Genomic DNA, 17,628 nt, shown 5'->3' on the forward strand with positions numbered 1-17,628 from the left:
AGCCGGCTCCCACGGGAACTGCGTTCGGCTCCGGTATCCCGAATGTACAAGATCAGGCCTCAGCCAATCGGGCCTGGATCTAGGACCTCATCCTCGCGATGCAGTGCCACCTGACGGATCGACAATCGGATTTCAGCTGACAACACCCGCTTGGCCGCTCCCTCGGCCAACTCGCCGAGCAACTCGTGATAGCCCAGTTTTCCGCTCTCGTCCTTGGTGAGTACGCCCTGATTCAGCAGGGTCTGAATGAAGTGCCGGAACAGGCTCTTGTCGAAGAATTCCGGGGCGTTCAGACCGTGAAGTATAGACAGGCGCTGAGCCATGATCGTGCACAGGTCTTCCAGTTCTTCGGCGGTGAGCGTGTGCTGGCCGCTGTTGAGCAGCAACGAGATCGCCATGTAGAAACGTTGCAGGGTTTGCGCCACGGAGCGTGACAGCAAGGTCAGCAGGACAAAGTGCCGCGAGCTGGGCGCCGGGCGCAGGTACACGTCGTTCTCGAATCGCAACAGGCCCTGTTCCACGAACGCGGCCAGCCATTGATCGATGACCTCATCCAGTTCATCCAGCGACCAGCGAATGAACAGCTCCGATTGCAGGTACGGGTACAGCGCGCGGGCAAATCGCAGAATCTGTTCTCGGCTCATGCGCGACGAACTCTGGAAGAAACTCGCCAGCAGCGATGGCAACGCAAAGATGTGCAACACGTTGTTGCGGTAGTAGGTCATCAGGACGGCATTTTGCTCGTCCAGATACAGAATCCTGCCCAGCGCGTCTTTCTGTTCGGACAACAGGTCCATGCCCTTCACGTGCTCGATCAACTCACGGCCATCCCCTTCCGGCAGCGTGGTGTGCGGCGAGTAGGGCACGCTGCGCAACAGGGTCAGATAAAGGTCGAGCACGCGAACCAGTGCCTGGTCGTCCAGCGCATGTTTGTTGGTGGACAGCAATGCCAGCGCCACCAGGTTCACCGGGTTGATGGCGGCGGCCTCGTTCAGATGACGGGCCACGCGTTCACCAAGGCGATGGGTGGTTTCGTTCAGCCACGCAGGCTTGAACACCGGCCCCAGTTCCTGGGTACGCCAGTCGGGTTGTTCGTGGTCGAGGAATTCAGCCAGTTTGATCGGCTCGCCGAAGTTGACCGCGACCTGACCGAAGCGCTGTTTGAGCGCGCCGATGACTTTGAAGATGTCGAAGATCGATTCTTTCTTCTTCGCCGCGCCGCGTAACTCGCCCAGATAGGTACGGCCTTCGAGCACCCGCTCGTAACCGATGTAAACCGGCACGAAGACGATCGGCGTACGCGAGTTGCGCAGGTAGCTGCGCATCGTGATTGCGAGCATGCCGGTCTTGGGCTGCAACATGCGCCCGGTGCGTGAGCGCCCGCCTTCAACGAAGTATTCCACCGGAAAACCCTTGGTGAACAGGGTGTGCAGGTATTCGTTGAATACGGCGGTGTACAGCGGGTTGCCCTTGAACGTGCGACGCATGAAAAACGCGCCGCCACGGCGCAGCAGGCCGCCGATCACCGGCATGTTGAGGTTGATGCCTGCCGCGATGTGCGGTGGGGTCAGGCCATTGCGGAACAGCAGATAGGACAGCAGCAGATAGTCGATATGGCTGCGATGGCAGGGCACATAGATGATCTCGTTGCCCTGCGCGACGTCCTGCACGCCTTCGATGTGGTTGACCTTGATGCCGTCGTAGATCTTGTTCCAGAACCAGCTCAGCACCACTTCCAGAAAGCGGATGGCGGTATAGGTGTAGTCCGAGGCAATTTCGTTGCCGTAATGCAGGGCTTTTTCCCGGGCCTTGGCTTCAGGGATGTTCTCCCGCGTGGCTTCATCGAGGATGGCCTGCTTGACCAGCGGATCGTTGATCAGGCCTTTGACCATATTGCGACGGTGGGAAATGTCGGGGCCGATGACCGCGGCTTTCAGATTGCGGAAATGCACGCGCAGCAGCCGTTGAGCCATGCGTACGGTGCGCTCGTACCCCTTGTTCTCGTCGACCAGCTCACGCAGGTGAATCGGCGCGGAAAACTGCACCCGGGTCTTGCGGCCCAGAATCAGGATGGTGATGAACTTGCGCAGGCGGCCCGTGACGGCCCAACTGTCGGCGAACAACAGTTTCCACGGGCTGTCTTCCTTGTCCGGTGACTGACCCCAGAACACACTGACCGGGATGATCTGCGCGTCTTCAGTGGCGCTCTGCGACACCGCGCCCACCAGCCGCTCAAGCGTCGGGGGCGCACCGCGTTTGTCTTGACGGCCGAGCCAGTCCGGCTCCGGCGTCAGGTAGAAAAACGCTGCGGGCTCGGTGAGATTGCCCACCGCTACGGGCAGGACCGGGCGCGGCAGACCGGCTTTGACGCATTCCCGGTCGAGCACGGCCAGGTCGGCCAGTGAAGGGCTTTGCAGCGCGTAAAACACCGGGCGGCTGCGGTCCAGATTGAGGGTGAAGGACGATTGATTGATCGTCTCCGAACGCACCCACAGGTACAGCAGGCGACGCAGGGTGCCGAAGACAAGACGGCGAAACGGGGAACGGGTCATACGAATTCTGCGCTGAGGGGCCATGGCCCACGAAGCGGTCAGTGTGCCGGATATGGCGGGGATGGGCAAAGCGGCTCGCCGTAGGACACGGCGTTAAACCCTGTGGGAGCCAACTTGCTGGCGAGAGCGGCGTGTCATTCAGCACAAGGGTGAATGGTCTGGCACATTCGCCAGCAAGCCGGCTCCCAGAGGTTAGGCGTCGAGCAGGAGGTCAGGATCCGGCGCGATCCTTGTGGGAGCCGCCTTGGTGGCGAATGCAGTTGACCCGTCAACATAGAGCTTCCCACAGTCGACAGCGATGCCTTACGACGTACGCCAGGTAATCTCTTCCTCACCATCGGCGCTGATGCGGATCCAGCGGTCGGCGTCTTCTTCGCTTTCTTCCTCAACCCACGTCCCCGGTGCGCAACGCACTTCGACGTTCATGGCCTTGAAGGCCGCGCGGGCGCAGGCGATGTCGTCGTCCCACGGGGTGTTGTCGCTGTCCAGGCACAGGCTGTTCCATTTGCCCACGGCCTTGGGAATCCAGGTCACGGGGATGTCGCCTGCCTTGCACTTCCAGGTCTGGCCGCGTTGGACCCACTCGCTGCAGGGGCCGATATCGGCGCTCAGCCAGGCGGTGATCGCCTTGTGGTCCACGTCGGCGTCTTTCAAGTAAATCTCGATATCGGGTTGGCGCATGGGGGCCTCGTAAAGTGTTTCGGTCAGTGCCGAACGAAATAATCGTAGCGCATGGACACCGTGACCTCGAACGGCTCGGCCTGTTCAATGACGCTGGCCCGGCGTTCGGCGCTGGCGCGCCAGCCGTGGGGCGTCATGGCCAGCAGGTTGGCGCGGGCCTGGCCGTCGATCAGCGTCAGCGTGAAGCGCAGGGTTTCGCTGTGGGCATGGCGCATGCCTTCAGGGACGAGCGCCAAGTGCTTGTCATCGGCGTAGTCGCGAACTTCGTCGTACAGGCGCTGACGTAATTCCATCAGGTGTTCGTTGGTCGGTCCTACGCGCATCAGGCCACCGCCTGGCGACAACAGGCGCTTGGCCTCGTCCCAGTCCAGCGGGCTGAACACGCTGGCGATGAACTGAATGCTGGCGTCCGGCAGTGGCACGCGGGCCATGCTGGCGATCAACCAGGTCAGTTGCGGGTTGCGCTTGCAGGCGCGTTTGACCGCTTCTCGGGAGATGTCCAGCGCGTAGCCGTCGGCGGTGGGCAGGGCATCGGCGATTTGCGCGGTGTAGTAGCCCTCGCCACAGCCGATGTCCAGCCAGTGCGCAGGCGCACGTTCAGCCGCCAGTTGCGCCAGACGTTTCGCCACCGGGGCGTAATGCCCGGCGTTGAGAAAGTCCCGGCGCGCCTCGACCATCGCCTGATTGTCACCGGGGTCGCGGCTGTTCTTGTGCTGCACCGGCAGCAGGTTCAAATACCCCTGACGGGCGCGGTCGAAGCGGTGGCCCACCGGGCACACCACGCCGTTGTCCGCTGTGTCGAGCGGGGCAGAGCAGATTGGGCAGGTCAGCATCAGGCGAGCAACTTGACCAGTGTCTGGTAGTAGATCTCGGTGAGCACGTCGAGATCGCTGGCCAGGATGCGTTCGTTGACCTGATGGATCGTCGCGTTGACCGGGCCGAGCTCGACGACTTGCGTACCCATGGTGGCGATGAAACGGCCATCGGAGGTGCCGCCGCTGGTGGAAGCCTTGGTTTCACGACCGGTCACGTCTTTGATGCTGGAGGACACGGCATCGAGCAGCGCGCCTGGCTCGGTCAAAAACGGCAGGCCCGACAGTGCCCACTCCACGTGCCAGTCCAGCCCGTGTTTGTCGAGAATATCGGCCACGCGTTTCTGCAGGCCTTCGACCGTCGATTCGGTGGAGAAGCGGAAGTTGAACACCGCCGTCAGATCACCCGGAATTACGTTGGTCGCGCCAGTCCCCGAGTTGAGGTTGGAGATTTGGAAGCTGGTTGGCGGGAAGAACGCGTTGCCCTCGTCCCAGTGCTCGGCGGCCAGTTCGGCGAGCGCCGGGGCGGCCAGATGAATCGGGTTCTTGGCCAGGTGCGGATAGGCCACGTGGCCCTGCACGCCTTTTACGGTCAAGGTGGCGCCTAACGAGCCGCGACGGCCATTTTTGACCACATCGCCCACCAGCGTGGTACTCGACGGCTCGCCGACGATGCACCAGTCCAGACGCTCATTGCGCGCGGCCAGTCGCTCGACGACGGCTTTGGTGCCGTGGTGGGCCGGGCCTTCTTCGTCGCTGGTGATCAGGTACGCGACTTTGCCTTTGTGGTTCGGGTAATCAGCGACGAAACGCTCGGTGGCGATGATCATCGACGCCAGACTGCCTTTCATGTCCGCTGCGCCACGGCCGCAGAGCATGCCGTTTTCGTCGATCAGCGCATCGAACGGGTCGCTCTGCCAGGCTTTCACCGGGCCTGTCGGCACCACGTCGGTGTGGCCGGCGAAGCACAGCACCGGGCCATCTTGTGTGCCGTGGGTGGCCCAGAAGTTGTCGACGTCTTCGATGCGCATCGGCTCTAGCATGAAACCGGCATTGCCCAGGCGTTTCATCATCACGGCCTGACAATCGGCGTCGAGCGGCGTGACCGATGGGCGACGGATAAGGTCGCAGGCGAGTTGCAGAGTGGGCGAAAGATCGGCTGGGGCTGTCATGAAAAGTCCGCGCAAATGAGAGTGTTGACGCTGTAGGAGCGCGCTTGCCCGCGAATGCTGTATCAAGTTGTCTATTGCTGACTGACCCACCATCGCGGGCAAGCGCGCTCCTACAAAACGGCAGGTATCTTAAAGCAAAACAGTGGATCAAAGGCCGCCGTCGAACGATCAGAGCAAACACCCCGACCAAACAGCTGTCCCAATCCCGTACAAGGCCTATAATGCGCGCCGGTTTTTTGGGGTATTGGTCATGAGCACAGAAGATCCACGGTTTGCTGGCGTCGCTCGTCTGTACGGCCTTGAGGGCCTCGAACGCCTGCGCGCGTCCCATGTGGCGGTGGTTGGCATTGGCGGCGTGGGGTCGTGGGCAGCGGAAGCCATGGCCCGCTGTGGTGTGGGCGAGATTTCGCTGTTCGACCTGGACGACGTTTGCGTCAGCAACAGCAACCGCCAGTTGCACGCGTTGACCAGCACTGTGGGTCAATCCAAGGTCGAGGTGATGGCGCAGCGCATCCGCGAGATCAACCCTGATTGCGTGGTGCACGCCGTCGCCGATTTCGTCACCCGCGAAACCATGGCCGAATACATCACCCCCGACATCGATTGCGTGCTTGACTGCATCGACAGCGTCAACGCCAAGGCAGCGCTGATCGCCTGGTGCAAGCGCCGCAAGATCCAGATCATCACCACGGGTGGCGCGGGCGGGCAGATTGACCCGACACAGATTCAGGTCTGCGATTTGAACCGCACCTACAACGACCCGTTGGCTTCAAAAGTCCGCTCGACCTTGCGTCGCGATTATGGTTTTTCCCGCACCGTGACCCGGCATTACAGCGTGCCGTGTGTGTTTTCCACCGAACAACTGCGTTATCCCAAGCCTGACGGCAGCATTTGTTTGCAGAAGAGTTTCGTTGGAGAGGGCGTCAAGCTTGACTGCACGGGCGGTTTCGGAGCCGTGATGATGGTGACGGCGACCTTCGGCATGGTGGCGGCGACCAAGGCCGTGGAGAAAATCGTGGCGGGTGCGCGGCGTCCGTCGGAGCGGGTGAAGTCGCAGGACCCGGTTCAGTCCTGAACGGAGGAGCGGTCGGGTCGAATCCTGTTGGTGCGCCAACGTGACCTCTGTGGGAGTGACCTTGCTCACGAAGACTGTGTTCCAAGCGATGTAAATCCGCTGAATCTGCCAGTGCCTCGTGAGCAAGCTCACTCCCACAGGGGCGGATGGTGTCAGCCTCTATGTGGTCAACCCGCCAGTTGCCGCATCTTCTGCAGTACGGCATTCAACCCATTGCTGCGTGATGACGAGAGCTGGCGGCTCAGACCCAACTGATTGAACCAATCATTCAGATCGACTTGTTGCAAGTCGTCAGCGGACAACCCGTTGACCCGCGCCAGCAGCAACGCCACCAGTCCGCGAACCAAACGGGCGTCGCTGGCGGCGCGAAACTGCCAATGGCCGTCGATCACATCCCCCAGCAGCCATACCTTGCTTTCGCAACCGTCGACCAGGTGCTCATCGGTTTTTTCGTCATCTGCCAACGCGGGCAAACGCTCGCCCCATTGCATCAACAGGCGTGCGCGTTGCTCCCAACTGAGCGACGCGTTGAAGGTGTCGAGGGCGGTCTGTGCGTCAACGGGCAGGCTCATCGCAACAGCTCCAGCGCCTGATCCAGCGCATTGAAGAAGCGCTCCAGATCCTCTGAATCGTTGTACAGCGCCAGCGACACCCGAATTGCGCCCGACAGGCCCAGACTGCTGATCAGGGGAATTGCGCAATGGTGCCCTGCGCGGACGGCGATGCCTTGCTCGGTCAGCAGATGCGCGAGGTCTGCGTTGTGCACGCCATCAACGACGAAGCTCGCCAGTGCCACCTGAGGTGCACCGACCAGTCGCACACCCTCGCGCAGACGCAGACCTGCACACAGCAGCTCATGCAGTCGGGCTTCATGTTCAGCGGCGGCCACTTGATTGACATCGTTCAGGTAGTCGAGGGTTGCGCCCAGGCCGATCACCCCGGAAACCGGTGGCGTACCGGCCTCAAAACCCAATGGAGCAGGGCGGAACGTCGCGTCCTGATAGCCGGCCTGCAAGACCATCTCGCCGCCAAACTGCCAATGCTGCAAGTGCGCCAAAGCCTGATGACGACCGAACAGAACGCCAACCCCATCCGGGCCATACAGCTTGTGGCTGGAGAACACATAAAAATCACAACCCAGCGCCTGCACGTCGTGGCGGCCATGTACCACGCCCTGAGCGCCGTCGATCACGGTCAGCGCGTTGTGCGCCCTCGCCATCGTCATCAGTTCGCTGACTGGCTGCCAGGTGCCGAGCACGTTGGACAGTTGGCTGACCGCCAGCAAACGAGTTCGCGAGTTGATCAGTGAAGTGGCGGCACTCAGATCGATAACGCCTTCGCGCGTCAGCGGCAGAATGACCAGTTTCAGGTCACAACGTTTGGCCAGTTGCTGCCAAGGCAGCAGGTTAGCGTGATGTTCCAGGGCACTGATGACGATCTCGTCGCCCGCCTCAAACAGATGCTCCAGCCCGTAGGCGAGCAAATTGAAGGCCGAGGTGGCGCCATGGGTGAACACGATGTGCCCGGACGAGCCTGTGTTCAACCAGTCGGCGACCTTGTGGCGGGTGTCCTCAAACGCCTGCGTGGCCATGGCGCCGGGTAGATGCTGGGCACGGTGCACATTGGCAGCGCCGTTGCCGTAGTAATGGGCCAGAGCGTCGATCAGGGCTTGAGGTTTTTGTGCAGTGGCGGCGCTGTCCAGATAGGTCTGGCCTTGCCGTTCTAAGGCATCGAGAGCGGGGAAGTCAGCGCGCCACGGAGAAATAAGGGACATGAGAAGTTGACTCTCTCACCTGTGGGAGCGAATTCATTCGCGAGAGGCTGAATCATCCGACACGCCTGTGTCGGATGTACCCGTCTGGCGAATGAACTGGCCCTCAGATTCGATCAGTTGTGAGCGTGCAGCGCTTCGTTCAGCTCGATGGCCGACTTGTGGGATTTGCATTCCACGGCGCCGGTTTGCGAGTTGCGACGGAACAGCAGGTCATGCTGACCGGCCAGATCACGGGCTTTGAGGACCTTGACCAGCTCGTTCTTCTCATCCAGCAGCGCCACTTTGGTGCCTGCGGTGATGTACAGACCGGCTTCCACGGTGTTGCGGTCACCCAGCGGAATGCCGATACCGGCGTTCGCGCCGATCAGGCAGCCTTCGCCGACCTTGATCACGATGTTGCCGCCACCCGACAGGGTGCCCATGGTCGAACAACCGCCGCCCAGGTCTGAACCCTTGCCGACGAACACGCCTGCCGACACACGACCTTCGATCATGCCCGGACCTTCGGTGCCGCCGTTGAAGTTGACAAAACCTTCGTGCATGACGGTGGTGCCTTCGCCGATGTAAGCGCCCAGGCGAACGCGTGCGGTGTCAGCGATACGCACACCGGCCGGTACGACGTAGTCGGTCATTTTCGGGAATTTGTCGACGGAGAACACTTCCAGCAGCTCGCCTTTGAGGCGTGCTTCCAGTTGACGCTCTGCCAGCTCGCTCAGGTCGATGGCGCCCTGGCTGGTCCAGGCCACGTTTGGCAGCAGCGGGAACACACCGGCCAGGCTCAGGCCGTGCGGCTTGACCAGACGATGGGACAGCAGATGCAGCTTGAGGTAAGCCTCGGGCGTGGAGGTCAGCGCGGCGTCTTCGGCCAGCAGCGTTGCAACCAGCGGCTTGTGGCTTTCAGCCAGGCGGGTCAGCAGCGCGGCTTGTGCAGCGTCGACCGACTTCAGTGATTCGGCCAGTTTCGAGGCCTGGTCGGTGGTGAACGCGATGGCCTGGTTGCCACCGGTGTAACCCAGAATTGGCGAAACAGCGGCAACGATTTCAGCCGAAGGGTTGAGCAGGGGCAGGGCGTAGAAAACTTCCAGCCAGGCGCCTTGGCGGTTTTGAGTGCCGACGCCGAAGGCCAGGCTGAACAGGGAAGTGGACATGGAAATTCCTCTCATTTTGGGGCTATCTCAATCAGGCGATAGCCGCTGCGTACAGGTCAGGTTTGAAGCCAATCAGGGTCTTGCCACCGAGATCCAGCACCGGGCGCTTGATCATCGAGGGTTGGGCGAGCATCAGCTCAATCGCCTTGTTCTGGTCGAGGTCGGCTTTCTGCGCCTCATCCAGCTTGCGAAAGGTCGTGCCCGCGCGGTTCAGCACCGTTTCCCAGCCGTGCTCGTTGCACCACTGGGTCAAGTGTTCGCGGTCGATGCCCAGCGTCTTGTAGTCGTGAAAATCGTAGTTCACCGATTTTTCATCGAGCCAGGTGCGGGCCTTTTTCATGGTGTCGCAGGCTTTGATCCCGAACAGGTGCAACGTTTTGTCAGCCATGAGCTTGCCCCCTTTGGGATTGCGAAAAAAACGGTGACGGATTATGCCACGTACAGCGGGCTTGGGTGCGGCCCGCCGAAGCTTTGTGTCTTCTGGCGAGTGTTTTTGTGCGCGTTAAGACCTATGTATTAACCCGAGAGGGCAGCTTAAGCCGCTAATATGGCACTTCGACGCTGTACCCGGAGTGACTCCGGGCAACAGTCACATGTCGCTCGTTTGGGGAAAAACGCAATGCAGACCGCCTATACCGTCCTGATTCTGTTGACGCTGGTAGGGGTCTCACGTTTGTTGGCACGAGTGATCCCGCTGCCTCTGCCGCTGGTCCAGATTGCGGCGGGAGCCTTGCTCGCATGGCCGACGCTGGGCCTGCATGTGGCGCTTGACCCGGAGCTGTTTCTTTTTCTGTTTCTGCCGCCACTGCTGTTCTCGGATGGCTGGCGCATGCCCAAGCGCGACTTTTGGCACTATCGCGGTCCGATCCTGACACTTGCGGTGGGGTTGGTGATTTTCACGGTCGTCGGTGCGGGATACTTCATTCACTGGTTGCTGCCCAGTGTTCCGCTGCCGGTGGCATTTGCGCTGGCCGCCGTGCTGTCGCCGACAGACGCCGTCGCGGTCTCCGCCATTGCACAGGACCGATTGCCCGCGCCCATCATGCGCATGTTGCAGGGTGAGGCGCTGATGAACGATGCGTCGGGCCTTGTGACCTTCAAGTTCGCACTGGCGGCCGCGATCACGGGGGTGTTTTCCCTGACCGATGCCAGTCTGACGTTCATCTTGGTGGCCGTTGGTGGGCTGGCTGTCGGGGTGGTGCTGAGCTGGGTGGTGGGGCGCTTTCGCAGTTGGATGATCACCCGGGGCTGGGACGATCCGGCAACCCATGTCGTGTTCATGTTGTTGCTGCCCTTTGCGGCCTATGTGTTAGCGGAGCGACTTGAGGTGTCGGGTATTCTCTCTGCCGTCGCGGCGGGGATGATGCAGAGTTGGGTTGATCTGCTGCCGCGCCAGACCAGCACCCGTCTACTCAATCGCAGCGTGTGGACCCTTCTGGAATTCGCGTTCAATGGACTCATTTTTCTGCTGCTCGGATTGCAGTTACCGGACATTGTCAGCGCCGTCACGCATCAGGAAGTGACACTCTGGCCAGCGTTACTCTGGCGTTGGCTGGATGTCTTGGCGATCTTCATCGTGCTGGCCATTTTGCGCTATGTCTGGGTACGCAGCGTTTGGCGACTGATGGTGCAATTCAGGCGCTGGCGTGGGCAGAGTGATGGCGCTCTTGAGCTGTCTGCCCGTTCTGCGTTGTTGCTGACGGTAGGGGGCGTGCGCGGTGCCGTGACGCTGGCCGGTACGTTGTCGGTACCCATGCTGATCGCCGCCGGGGTCGAGTTTCCCGAGCGGGACCTGCTGATCTTCATCGCCGCCGGGGTCATTCTGTTGTCGCTGGTGGTGGCAAGCGTCTGCCTTCCGCTGTTGTTGCGCGGTCTGGTCAGCGAGCCTGATCTTCGTCTGAAGCGCGAAGTGCGCGACGCATGGAAGTTGACTGCTCAAGCGGCGATCAAGACGCTGGAAAGCGAAGACGTCCCAGGGGCGACCGGCTCGCCCGATGCGGCCCAGGCGGTGCTCGCGACAGAAGTGAAGTCGCGCATCATGTCCGAGTACCGCCATCGGCTCGAAATTTTCAACGACACTGCAGAAGCCCAGGCACTGGCATTCCAGATGGATCAACTGGAGAAGCGCATGCGCATTAATGCTCTGCGTGCCCAACGTCTGGAGTTGTACAGCTTGCACCGTCACCGCAAGATTGGCGATGACGTGCTGCGTCTGATACTTGCGGAACTTGACCTGAGTGAAGCCAATCTGGGTGTCGTCAAGTGACGACGAGCTCAATCTAAGGGGCCGCGATCGTTCTGTCGGTCGCCGTAAATGGCCTTCATGAAGGCTTTGTCCTTCTCGCTCAACGTTTTGCCGGTATTGTCGATCCGGAAACTGCCGAGTGTGTGTTTTTCGGGCACGTTGTAATGCATCACAGATTCCTGGTCATATTCTGAGTAGGAAAAGTCGGCAGCTTCGTAGCGATCCAGGATGTTCTTGCGGATGAAGGCTTCACTCATGCCTCTGGCGGCGAAATCGCTCAGCACTTTCTGTTCGTCCCATGGGATGTTTGCGTTGGGGTGTTGATGTTCGTGCTCGGCACCCAGTGCGTGCCCGAATTCGTGTAGAACGACCCGATCGAAGTCGGCGCTGAGTACGGTGCGGATATCGAATCCGGCAGAGGGTTTTCCCTGCTGTTTGATGAGTTTCTGGGCGTCGACCAGGCTGGTCAGATTGAACCCCATCGTCGGGACCGACTGATCATGGTACGCAAGCAGGGCGTCAGTCCCTACGGCGCTGGCATGAAATGGCTGCGCAAGCGAGATACGTATCTCTGCATCTCCTGATGTCACCAGCTCGAACTTGAGATTGATGTGCGGGAGCCACTGGCTCGCTGTGTCGAAAAATAGCTGCTGCAGGTAAGCGGGGCTTTTTTCCAGAAAGCGTATTTTGAGCGTCCGACCGCGGGCCCAGTATTTGGTGAATGAGGTCACGATGCGCGAGTCCCGATCCGAAGATTGATGCTCTGTGAGATAGCTGGGCGTGATCTGGGCGTTGGCCGGGTTTTCGTTGATGGCGGCGTCGTAGGCAGCTTTCAGGTCTACGTGGTGAGACGTGTTGCAAAGGTAAAGCGCGGTTTTCATGGTCGAGTCCTTTCGAGGTGAGGGCACTGCCTGCTTGTTGCAGACAATGCCTTGAGTCACGAAAGAATAATCCTTTGAATTCAGCGAGTTGCCGTACATATGTATAGCGTGATGATTTTCGGTGTTTTATACGAACGGGTCGGTTTCGCGGATAGGCCAGGCGTATGAACGACTTGTCTTTCTCGCTCAATGTTGAATTCACGCCCACTCGCCAATGGTCAATGCATTGTCGATCGATTCCTCCACGAAGCCGATTTTCAACGTGCTGCGATAAGCGCATATAAAAAGGGCTGACCGTTAGCGGACAGCCCTTTCGAGGGTTGATGCCGTTTCAGCGTCGAGCGGTCAGCGGGTTTTCACGAAGTTTCGAATGCGTTCTGCCGCCTCCACACATTCGGACAATGACGCAACCAATGCCATGCGAACACGCCCTGCACCGGGGTTGGCGCCATCAACGTCGCGGGACAGATAAGAGCCTGGTACTACCGTCACGTGTTCCGCTTCGAACAGGTCGCGGCAGAACGCAGCGTCATCGCTGCCGACGTTAGGCCACAGGTAGAAACTGCCGTCAGGACGTTGTACGTCCATCACGGGGGAGAGGATCTCCAGCACTGCGTCGAATTTCTCGCGGTACAGGTCACGGTTGGCGCGTACGTGGGCTTCATCGTTCCAGGCGGCGATGCTCGCCAGTTGAGTCTGAACCGGCATCGCGCAGCCGTGGTAGGTGCGATACAGCAGAAACCCCTTGAGAATCTCGGCGTCACCCGCCACGAAGCCGGAACGCAGCCCTGGCAGGTTGGAGCGTTTGGACAGGCTGTGGAAGACCACGCAGCGCTTGAAATCCTCGCGACCCAGTTCGGCGCAGGCAGTCAGCAGACCTGGCGGCGGGGTGCCTTCGTCAAAGTACAGTTCGCTGTAGCATTCATCGGCGGCAATGACGAAGTCGTGTTCGTCGGCCAGTGCGATGAGCTTTTTCAGGGTTTCCAGCGGAATCAGCGCGCCGGTCGGGTTGCCTGGCGAGCAGAGGAACAGAATCTGGCAGCGCTTCCAGATGTCAGCCGGTACGGCGTCGAAGTCCGGGTTGAAGCCGTGTTCTACCACGCAGGGCAGGTAGTGCGGCTTGGCGCCCGCGAGGAACGCTGCGCCTTCGTAGATTTGATAGAAGGGGTTGGGGCTGACCACCAGACCGTCATCGCTGCGGTTGACCACGGTTTGAGTGAACGCGAACAGTGCTTCTCGGGTGCCATTGACCGGAAGTACGTGCTTGCCCGCGTCCAGCCAGCCTTGCGGCACGCTGAAGCGGCGTTCGCACCAGCCTGCGATGGCTTCACGCAGCGCGGGGATTCCCGCTGTCGTCGGGTAGACCGCCATCTTGTCCAGGTTGTCGGCCAGTGCCTTGGCGACGAATTCGGGGGAGGTGTGCTTTGGCTCGCCAATGGACAGGGCTATCGGGCGTTTGTCCGGGTTTGGTGTGACACTGCCCAGCAGGGCGCGCAGTTTTTCGAACGGGTAGGGCTGAAGCTGTTGCAAAGCATTGTTCATGAGCAGTCGTTCTCGGAGAGCGGGGCGCCGGGCGTTGTTGCATCCGGCGCCGATGAATCGAATTTTCAGGGCGTTCAAATGCTGATGCGCAGTTCGCTGCCAGGCTCCTGGTTGACGCTCAGTTGCTGGACGATGGCGTCCTGCAATCGGCTGCACAGTTGAGGATCGGACAGCGGCTGATTTTTCTCGTCGGTGAGAAAGAACACGTCTTCTACGCGCTCGCCCAGAGTGGAAATCTTGGCGTTCTGCAGCGACAGGTCGAATTCCAGGAATATTTTGCCAATGCGGGCCAGCAAGCCCGGGCGGTCCGGCGCGCTCAGTTCAAGCACGGTCACCGGCCGTTGCGCATCATTGGAAATCGTCACCACCGGCGCGAAGGCAAAGTGCTTGAGCTGGCGCGGCACCCGGCGTTTGATGATCGTCGGGTAGTCGTCAGGGTTGCGCAACGCTTCGGTCAGACCTTCGCGAATGGTTTTGATCCGCTCCGGGTTATCGCCGATCGGGCCGCCGTCGCTGTCGAGCACAATGTAGGTGTCGAGGGTGAACTGGCTGGTCGAGGTGATGACTCGGGCGTCGTGGATGTTCAGGTTCAACTGGTCCATTGCCGCCACGGTCACGGCGAAGAAATCGTGTTGGTCGGGGGCATAGATGAAGATCTGCGTGCCGCCTTCGAATTCTCGTTGCGTGGTTTCCTTGATCAGCACCAGCGGGCCGCCGTCGGCGGGTTGCTGGAGAATGGCGTCGCTGTGCCAGGCCACATCGCCTGCCGTGTGGCGCAGGAAATAATCATCGCCCAGTTGCGACCACAATTGCTCGACGTCGTCGGGGTCTGTGCCATTGCGTACCAGAATATCCAGCGCGGCGCTTTGCGTGCGACGGATCTGTTCTTCGCGATCGACCGGGTTTTCCAGACCGCGTTTCAGGGCGCGCTTGGTCTCGGTATACAACTGGCGCAGCAGGCTGGCGCGCCAGGAGTTCCAGAGGGTCGGGTTGGTCGCGTTGATGTCGGCGATGGTCAGCACATAGAGGTAGTCCAGATGCACTTCGTCGCCTACGAACTGGGCGAAATCGTGGATCACCTGTGGATCGGACAAGTCCTTGCGCTGGGCGGTGGTCGACATCACCAGATGGTTTTGCACCAGCCAGACGATCAGTTGGGTGTCCCAGTTCGGCAGATGATGGCGAATGCCAAACGCCTCGGCGTCGACCGCGCCCAGTTCCGAGTGATCGCCACCGCGGCCTTTACCGATGTCGTGGTACAGGCCCGCGAGATAGATCAGTTCCGGCTTGGGCAGCTTGCCCATCAGCTTGCTGGCTAGCGGGAATTTTTCCGACATCTGCGTGTACTGGAGCTTGCGCAGGTGTTTGATCAGGTTGAGCGTGTGGGCATCGACCGTATAAATGTGGAACAGGTCGTGTTGCATCTGCCCAACGATGTGCCCGAACTCGGGCAGGTAGAGGCCCAGAATGCCGTAGCGGTTCATTCGCCGCAGATTGCGGTGAATGCCGATCTCGCACTTGAACAGTTCGATGAACAGGCTGGTATTGCGAATATCGTTGCGGAAATCGTCGTTGATCAGGTGCCGATGTTCGCGCAGCAGGCGAATGGTGTCGGCACGGACGCCCTTGATTTCCGGGTGCTGGGCCATCAGCACGAAAATCTCCAAAATCGCGAACGGCGTGCGCTTGAAGACGTTCGGGTTGGTCGCCTCGATGTAGCCGTCGTGCAGTTGGAAGCGTGAGTTGATCGATTCGGTGACAGAGCCCTGATCGTCCGCCAGGATCTCTTCTTCGAAATGCTGAATGATCAGGTCGCTCAACTGGGCGATGCTCATCACTACGCGGTAATACTTCTGCATGAAGCGTTCGATGGCCAACTTCGCGTCGCTGTCCTGGTATCCCAGCAGGCGCGCGATATTGGTTTGATAATCGAACAGCAGGCGGTCCTCCGCACGACCGGCGAGCATGTGCAGCGCGTAGCGCACTTTCCACAGAAACTCCTGAGACGAGGCGAGCAGGGCGTGTTCGCTTTCCAGCAAGAAGCCCTGATCGGCCAGTGCGTGCAGGTTAAGCGTGCCGTATTGACGGCGGGCTACCCAGAGGATGGTCTGAATGTCGCGCAGGCCGCCGGGCGAGCCTTTGACGTTGGGCTCAAGGTTGTACTCGGTGTCGAAATACTTGTGATGGCGGGTCTTCTGTTCGGCGCGCTTGGCGAGAAAGAACTCCTTGCTCGGCCACATCTCGGAGGTGCTGGTGACTTCCAGCATACGTTGGCGCAGGTGCTCGGGACCGGCGATGGTGCGGCTTTCCATCAGGTTGGTGATCACCGTCAGGTCGGCCCGCGCTTCAGTGGCGCATTCGTCCACCGAGCGCACGCTCTGACCGACTTCCAGACCGATGTCCCACAACAGCGTCAGAAAACGCTCGATGGAGTCCCGGAAAATCTCATGGTCGGCGCTGTCCAGCAGAATCAGCAAGTCGATATCGGAATAGGGGTGCAGTTCGCCACGACCGTAGCCACCGACCGCCAACAGTGCGATGTCGGCGTCTTCGCTCCAATCGAACTGTTCCCAGGCTTGTTGCAGAATGTTATCGACGAACCAGGCCCGGTCTTCGATCAGCCGACGAATCTCCCGGCCTGCGCGAAAACGCTCATCCAGCACCTCGCGTGCCTGGCGGATGGCTTTCTTGAAGGCGGCGATGGGGCTGGCCTTAAGTGCCAGTTCGGCCTGAAACTGGCCACGATCAAACAAATCTGGGTCCACTTGCGGCATCGAACTGCTTTCCTTCTATATATGCGCCGAATCGGACGAAGTTGATCAGGCAGAGGTGCGGGCGATTGTGTCGTCGCTTCGCAGCGTGAAGATTTCATAGCCGGTGGCGGTCACCAGAATGGTGTGTTCCCACTGCGCCGACAGCTTGCGGTCCTTGGTAATGGCTGTCCAGCCATCGCCCAACAGGCGGGTGTCGGCCTTGCCCTGGTTGATCATCGGCTCGATGGTGAAGGTCATGCCTTCTTTCAGCTCCATGCCCGTACCGGCCTTGCCGTAGTGCAGGACCTGCGGTTCTTCATGAAACACTTTGCCGATACCGTGACCGCAGTATTCGCGAACCACGGAAAAGCCATTCTTCTCGGCATGCTTCTGGATCACTTCACCGATGTCGCCCAGGTGCGCACCCGGCTTGACCAGTTCGATGCCTTTGTACATGCATTCCTGGGTGATCTTCGACAGACGTTCAGCCCACTCGGGCACTTTGCCGACATGGAACATCTTGCTGGTGTCGCCGTGGTAGCCGTCCTTGATCACGGTCACGTCGATGTTCAGTACATCACCTTCCTTCAGCGGCTTCTCGTTCGGAATGCCGTGGCAGACGACATGGTTGATCGAGGTACAGATGGATTTCGGAAAGCCCTTGTAATTGAGCGGAGCCGGGATGGCCTTCTGCTCATTGACGATGTAGTCGTGGCAGATGCGGTCCAGCTCGTCGGTGGTGACGCCAGGCTTGACGTACGCCCCGATCATTTCCAGAACTTCGGCGGCCAGACGACCGGCGATGCGCATCTTCTCGATGTCTTCAGGGGTTTTGATGGTAACGGTCATACAAGGCTCTCTCGGCGCGGCAAGGCCGCAGCTAAACACGGAAAAACGGGATTCTATCAGACCACCGCCGGGCGGGTGATCATCGCGTCTTCATATGGAAGCTGGCAGAGTATGCCGCCCGATAGCGCGCCGGGTGCAAAAGCG

At 60.1% G+C, this 17,628-nt stretch carries 14 protein-coding genes; 2 read left to right on the forward strand and 12 right to left on the reverse strand.

The features are described from left to right. Window positions 1-59: 59 nt before the first annotated feature. The 4 genes from plsB to dapE all read right to left on the reverse strand — a co-directional run bounded on the left by plsB (window position 60) and on the right by dapE (window position 5,217). A complete protein-coding gene (gene plsB / locus ACI2KB_RS20935) occupies window positions 60-2,552 on the reverse strand; it encodes a glycerol-3-phosphate 1-O-acyltransferase PlsB (RefSeq protein WP_404637480.1) in 2,493 nt (830 codons plus the stop codon). A gap of 303 nt (window positions 2,553-2,855) precedes the next feature. Further along, complete coding sequence (locus ACI2KB_RS20940; protein WP_404637482.1) at window positions 2,856-3,233, reverse strand: hypothetical protein; 378 nt, start codon at window positions 3,231-3,233, stop codon at window positions 2,856-2,858. Window positions 3,234-3,256: 23 nt separating this feature from the next. Then, window positions 3,257-4,066, reverse strand: a complete 810-nt coding sequence (locus tag ACI2KB_RS20945) for a putative RNA methyltransferase (RefSeq protein WP_404637484.1) — start codon at window positions 4,064-4,066, stop codon at window positions 3,257-3,259. Continuing rightward, window positions 4,066-5,217 carry a succinyl-diaminopimelate desuccinylase gene (gene dapE, locus ACI2KB_RS20950; protein ID WP_404637486.1) on the reverse strand — a complete coding sequence of 384 codons (1,152 nt, stop codon included), beginning with the start codon at window positions 5,215-5,217 and terminating at the stop codon, window positions 4,066-4,068. The genes ACI2KB_RS20945 and dapE overlap by 1 nt, the downstream gene beginning before the upstream one ends. Before the next feature lie 250 nt (window positions 5,218-5,467). Here dapE and tcdA point away from each other — a divergent pair, with 250 nt between their 5' ends. Next, window positions 5,468-6,292, forward strand: a complete 825-nt coding sequence (gene tcdA, locus ACI2KB_RS20955) for a tRNA cyclic N6-threonylcarbamoyladenosine(37) synthase TcdA (protein ID WP_404637488.1) — start codon at window positions 5,468-5,470, stop codon at window positions 6,290-6,292. 167 nt (window positions 6,293-6,459) lie between these two features. On the opposite strand, the gene ACI2KB_RS20960 is transcribed toward tcdA, so the two are convergent. The 4 genes from ACI2KB_RS20960 to ACI2KB_RS20975 all read right to left on the reverse strand — a co-directional run bounded on the left by ACI2KB_RS20960 (window position 6,460) and on the right by ACI2KB_RS20975 (window position 9,602). Then, entirely contained in the window at window positions 6,460-6,864 is a 405-nt protein-coding gene (locus tag ACI2KB_RS20960) for a SufE family protein (RefSeq protein WP_404637490.1), read from the reverse strand. Further along, a complete protein-coding gene (locus ACI2KB_RS20965) occupies window positions 6,861-8,066 on the reverse strand; it encodes an aminotransferase class V-fold PLP-dependent enzyme (RefSeq protein WP_404637492.1) in 1,206 nt (401 codons plus the stop codon). The genes ACI2KB_RS20960 and ACI2KB_RS20965 overlap by 4 nt, the downstream gene beginning before the upstream one ends. Window positions 8,067-8,179: 113 nt before the next feature. Continuing rightward, the gene (gene dapD, locus ACI2KB_RS20970; protein WP_404637494.1) at window positions 8,180-9,214 is read right to left on the reverse strand and encodes a 2,3,4,5-tetrahydropyridine-2,6-dicarboxylate N-succinyltransferase; all 1,035 of its coding nucleotides are present in this window, start codon (window positions 9,212-9,214) and stop codon (window positions 8,180-8,182) included. Between the two features lie 31 nt (window positions 9,215-9,245). After that, window positions 9,246-9,602: an ArsC family reductase gene (locus ACI2KB_RS20975; RefSeq protein ID WP_404637496.1), complete on the reverse strand. Its 357-nt coding sequence runs from the start codon at window positions 9,600-9,602 to the stop codon at window positions 9,246-9,248. A gap of 231 nt (window positions 9,603-9,833) precedes the next feature. On the opposite strand from ACI2KB_RS20975, the gene ACI2KB_RS20980 reads away from it, so the two are divergent. Beyond that, window positions 9,834-11,480, forward strand: coding sequence for a Na+/H+ antiporter (locus ACI2KB_RS20980; protein ID WP_404637498.1), 1,647 nt, complete (start codon window positions 9,834-9,836; stop codon window positions 11,478-11,480). A gap of 8 nt (window positions 11,481-11,488) precedes the next feature. On the opposite strand, the gene ACI2KB_RS20985 is transcribed toward ACI2KB_RS20980, so the two are convergent. The 4 genes from ACI2KB_RS20985 to map all read right to left on the reverse strand — a co-directional run bounded on the left by ACI2KB_RS20985 (window position 11,489) and on the right by map (window position 17,484). Further along, window positions 11,489-12,340: a matrixin family metalloprotease gene (locus ACI2KB_RS20985; RefSeq protein ID WP_404637500.1), complete on the reverse strand. Its 852-nt coding sequence runs from the start codon at window positions 12,338-12,340 to the stop codon at window positions 11,489-11,491. Between the two features lie 345 nt (window positions 12,341-12,685). Further along, entirely contained in the window at window positions 12,686-13,882 is a 1,197-nt protein-coding gene (gene dapC, locus ACI2KB_RS20990) for a succinyldiaminopimelate transaminase (protein ID WP_404637502.1), read from the reverse strand. A gap of 74 nt (window positions 13,883-13,956) precedes the next feature. After that, entirely contained in the window at window positions 13,957-16,656 is a 2,700-nt protein-coding gene (locus ACI2KB_RS20995) for a [protein-PII] uridylyltransferase (RefSeq protein WP_404637504.1), read from the reverse strand. 45 nt (window positions 16,657-16,701) lie between these two features. Continuing rightward, window positions 16,702-17,484 (reverse strand): type I methionyl aminopeptidase, encoded by a 783-nt coding sequence (gene map / locus ACI2KB_RS21000; RefSeq protein WP_404637506.1) that lies wholly within the window; start codon window positions 17,482-17,484, stop codon window positions 16,702-16,704. Between the last annotated feature and the right edge of the window lie 144 nt (window positions 17,485-17,628).

The organism is Pseudomonas sp. NPDC088444 (assembly GCF_044900175.1).
Taxonomy (GTDB): Bacteria; Pseudomonadota; Gammaproteobacteria; order Pseudomonadales; family Pseudomonadaceae; genus Aquipseudomonas.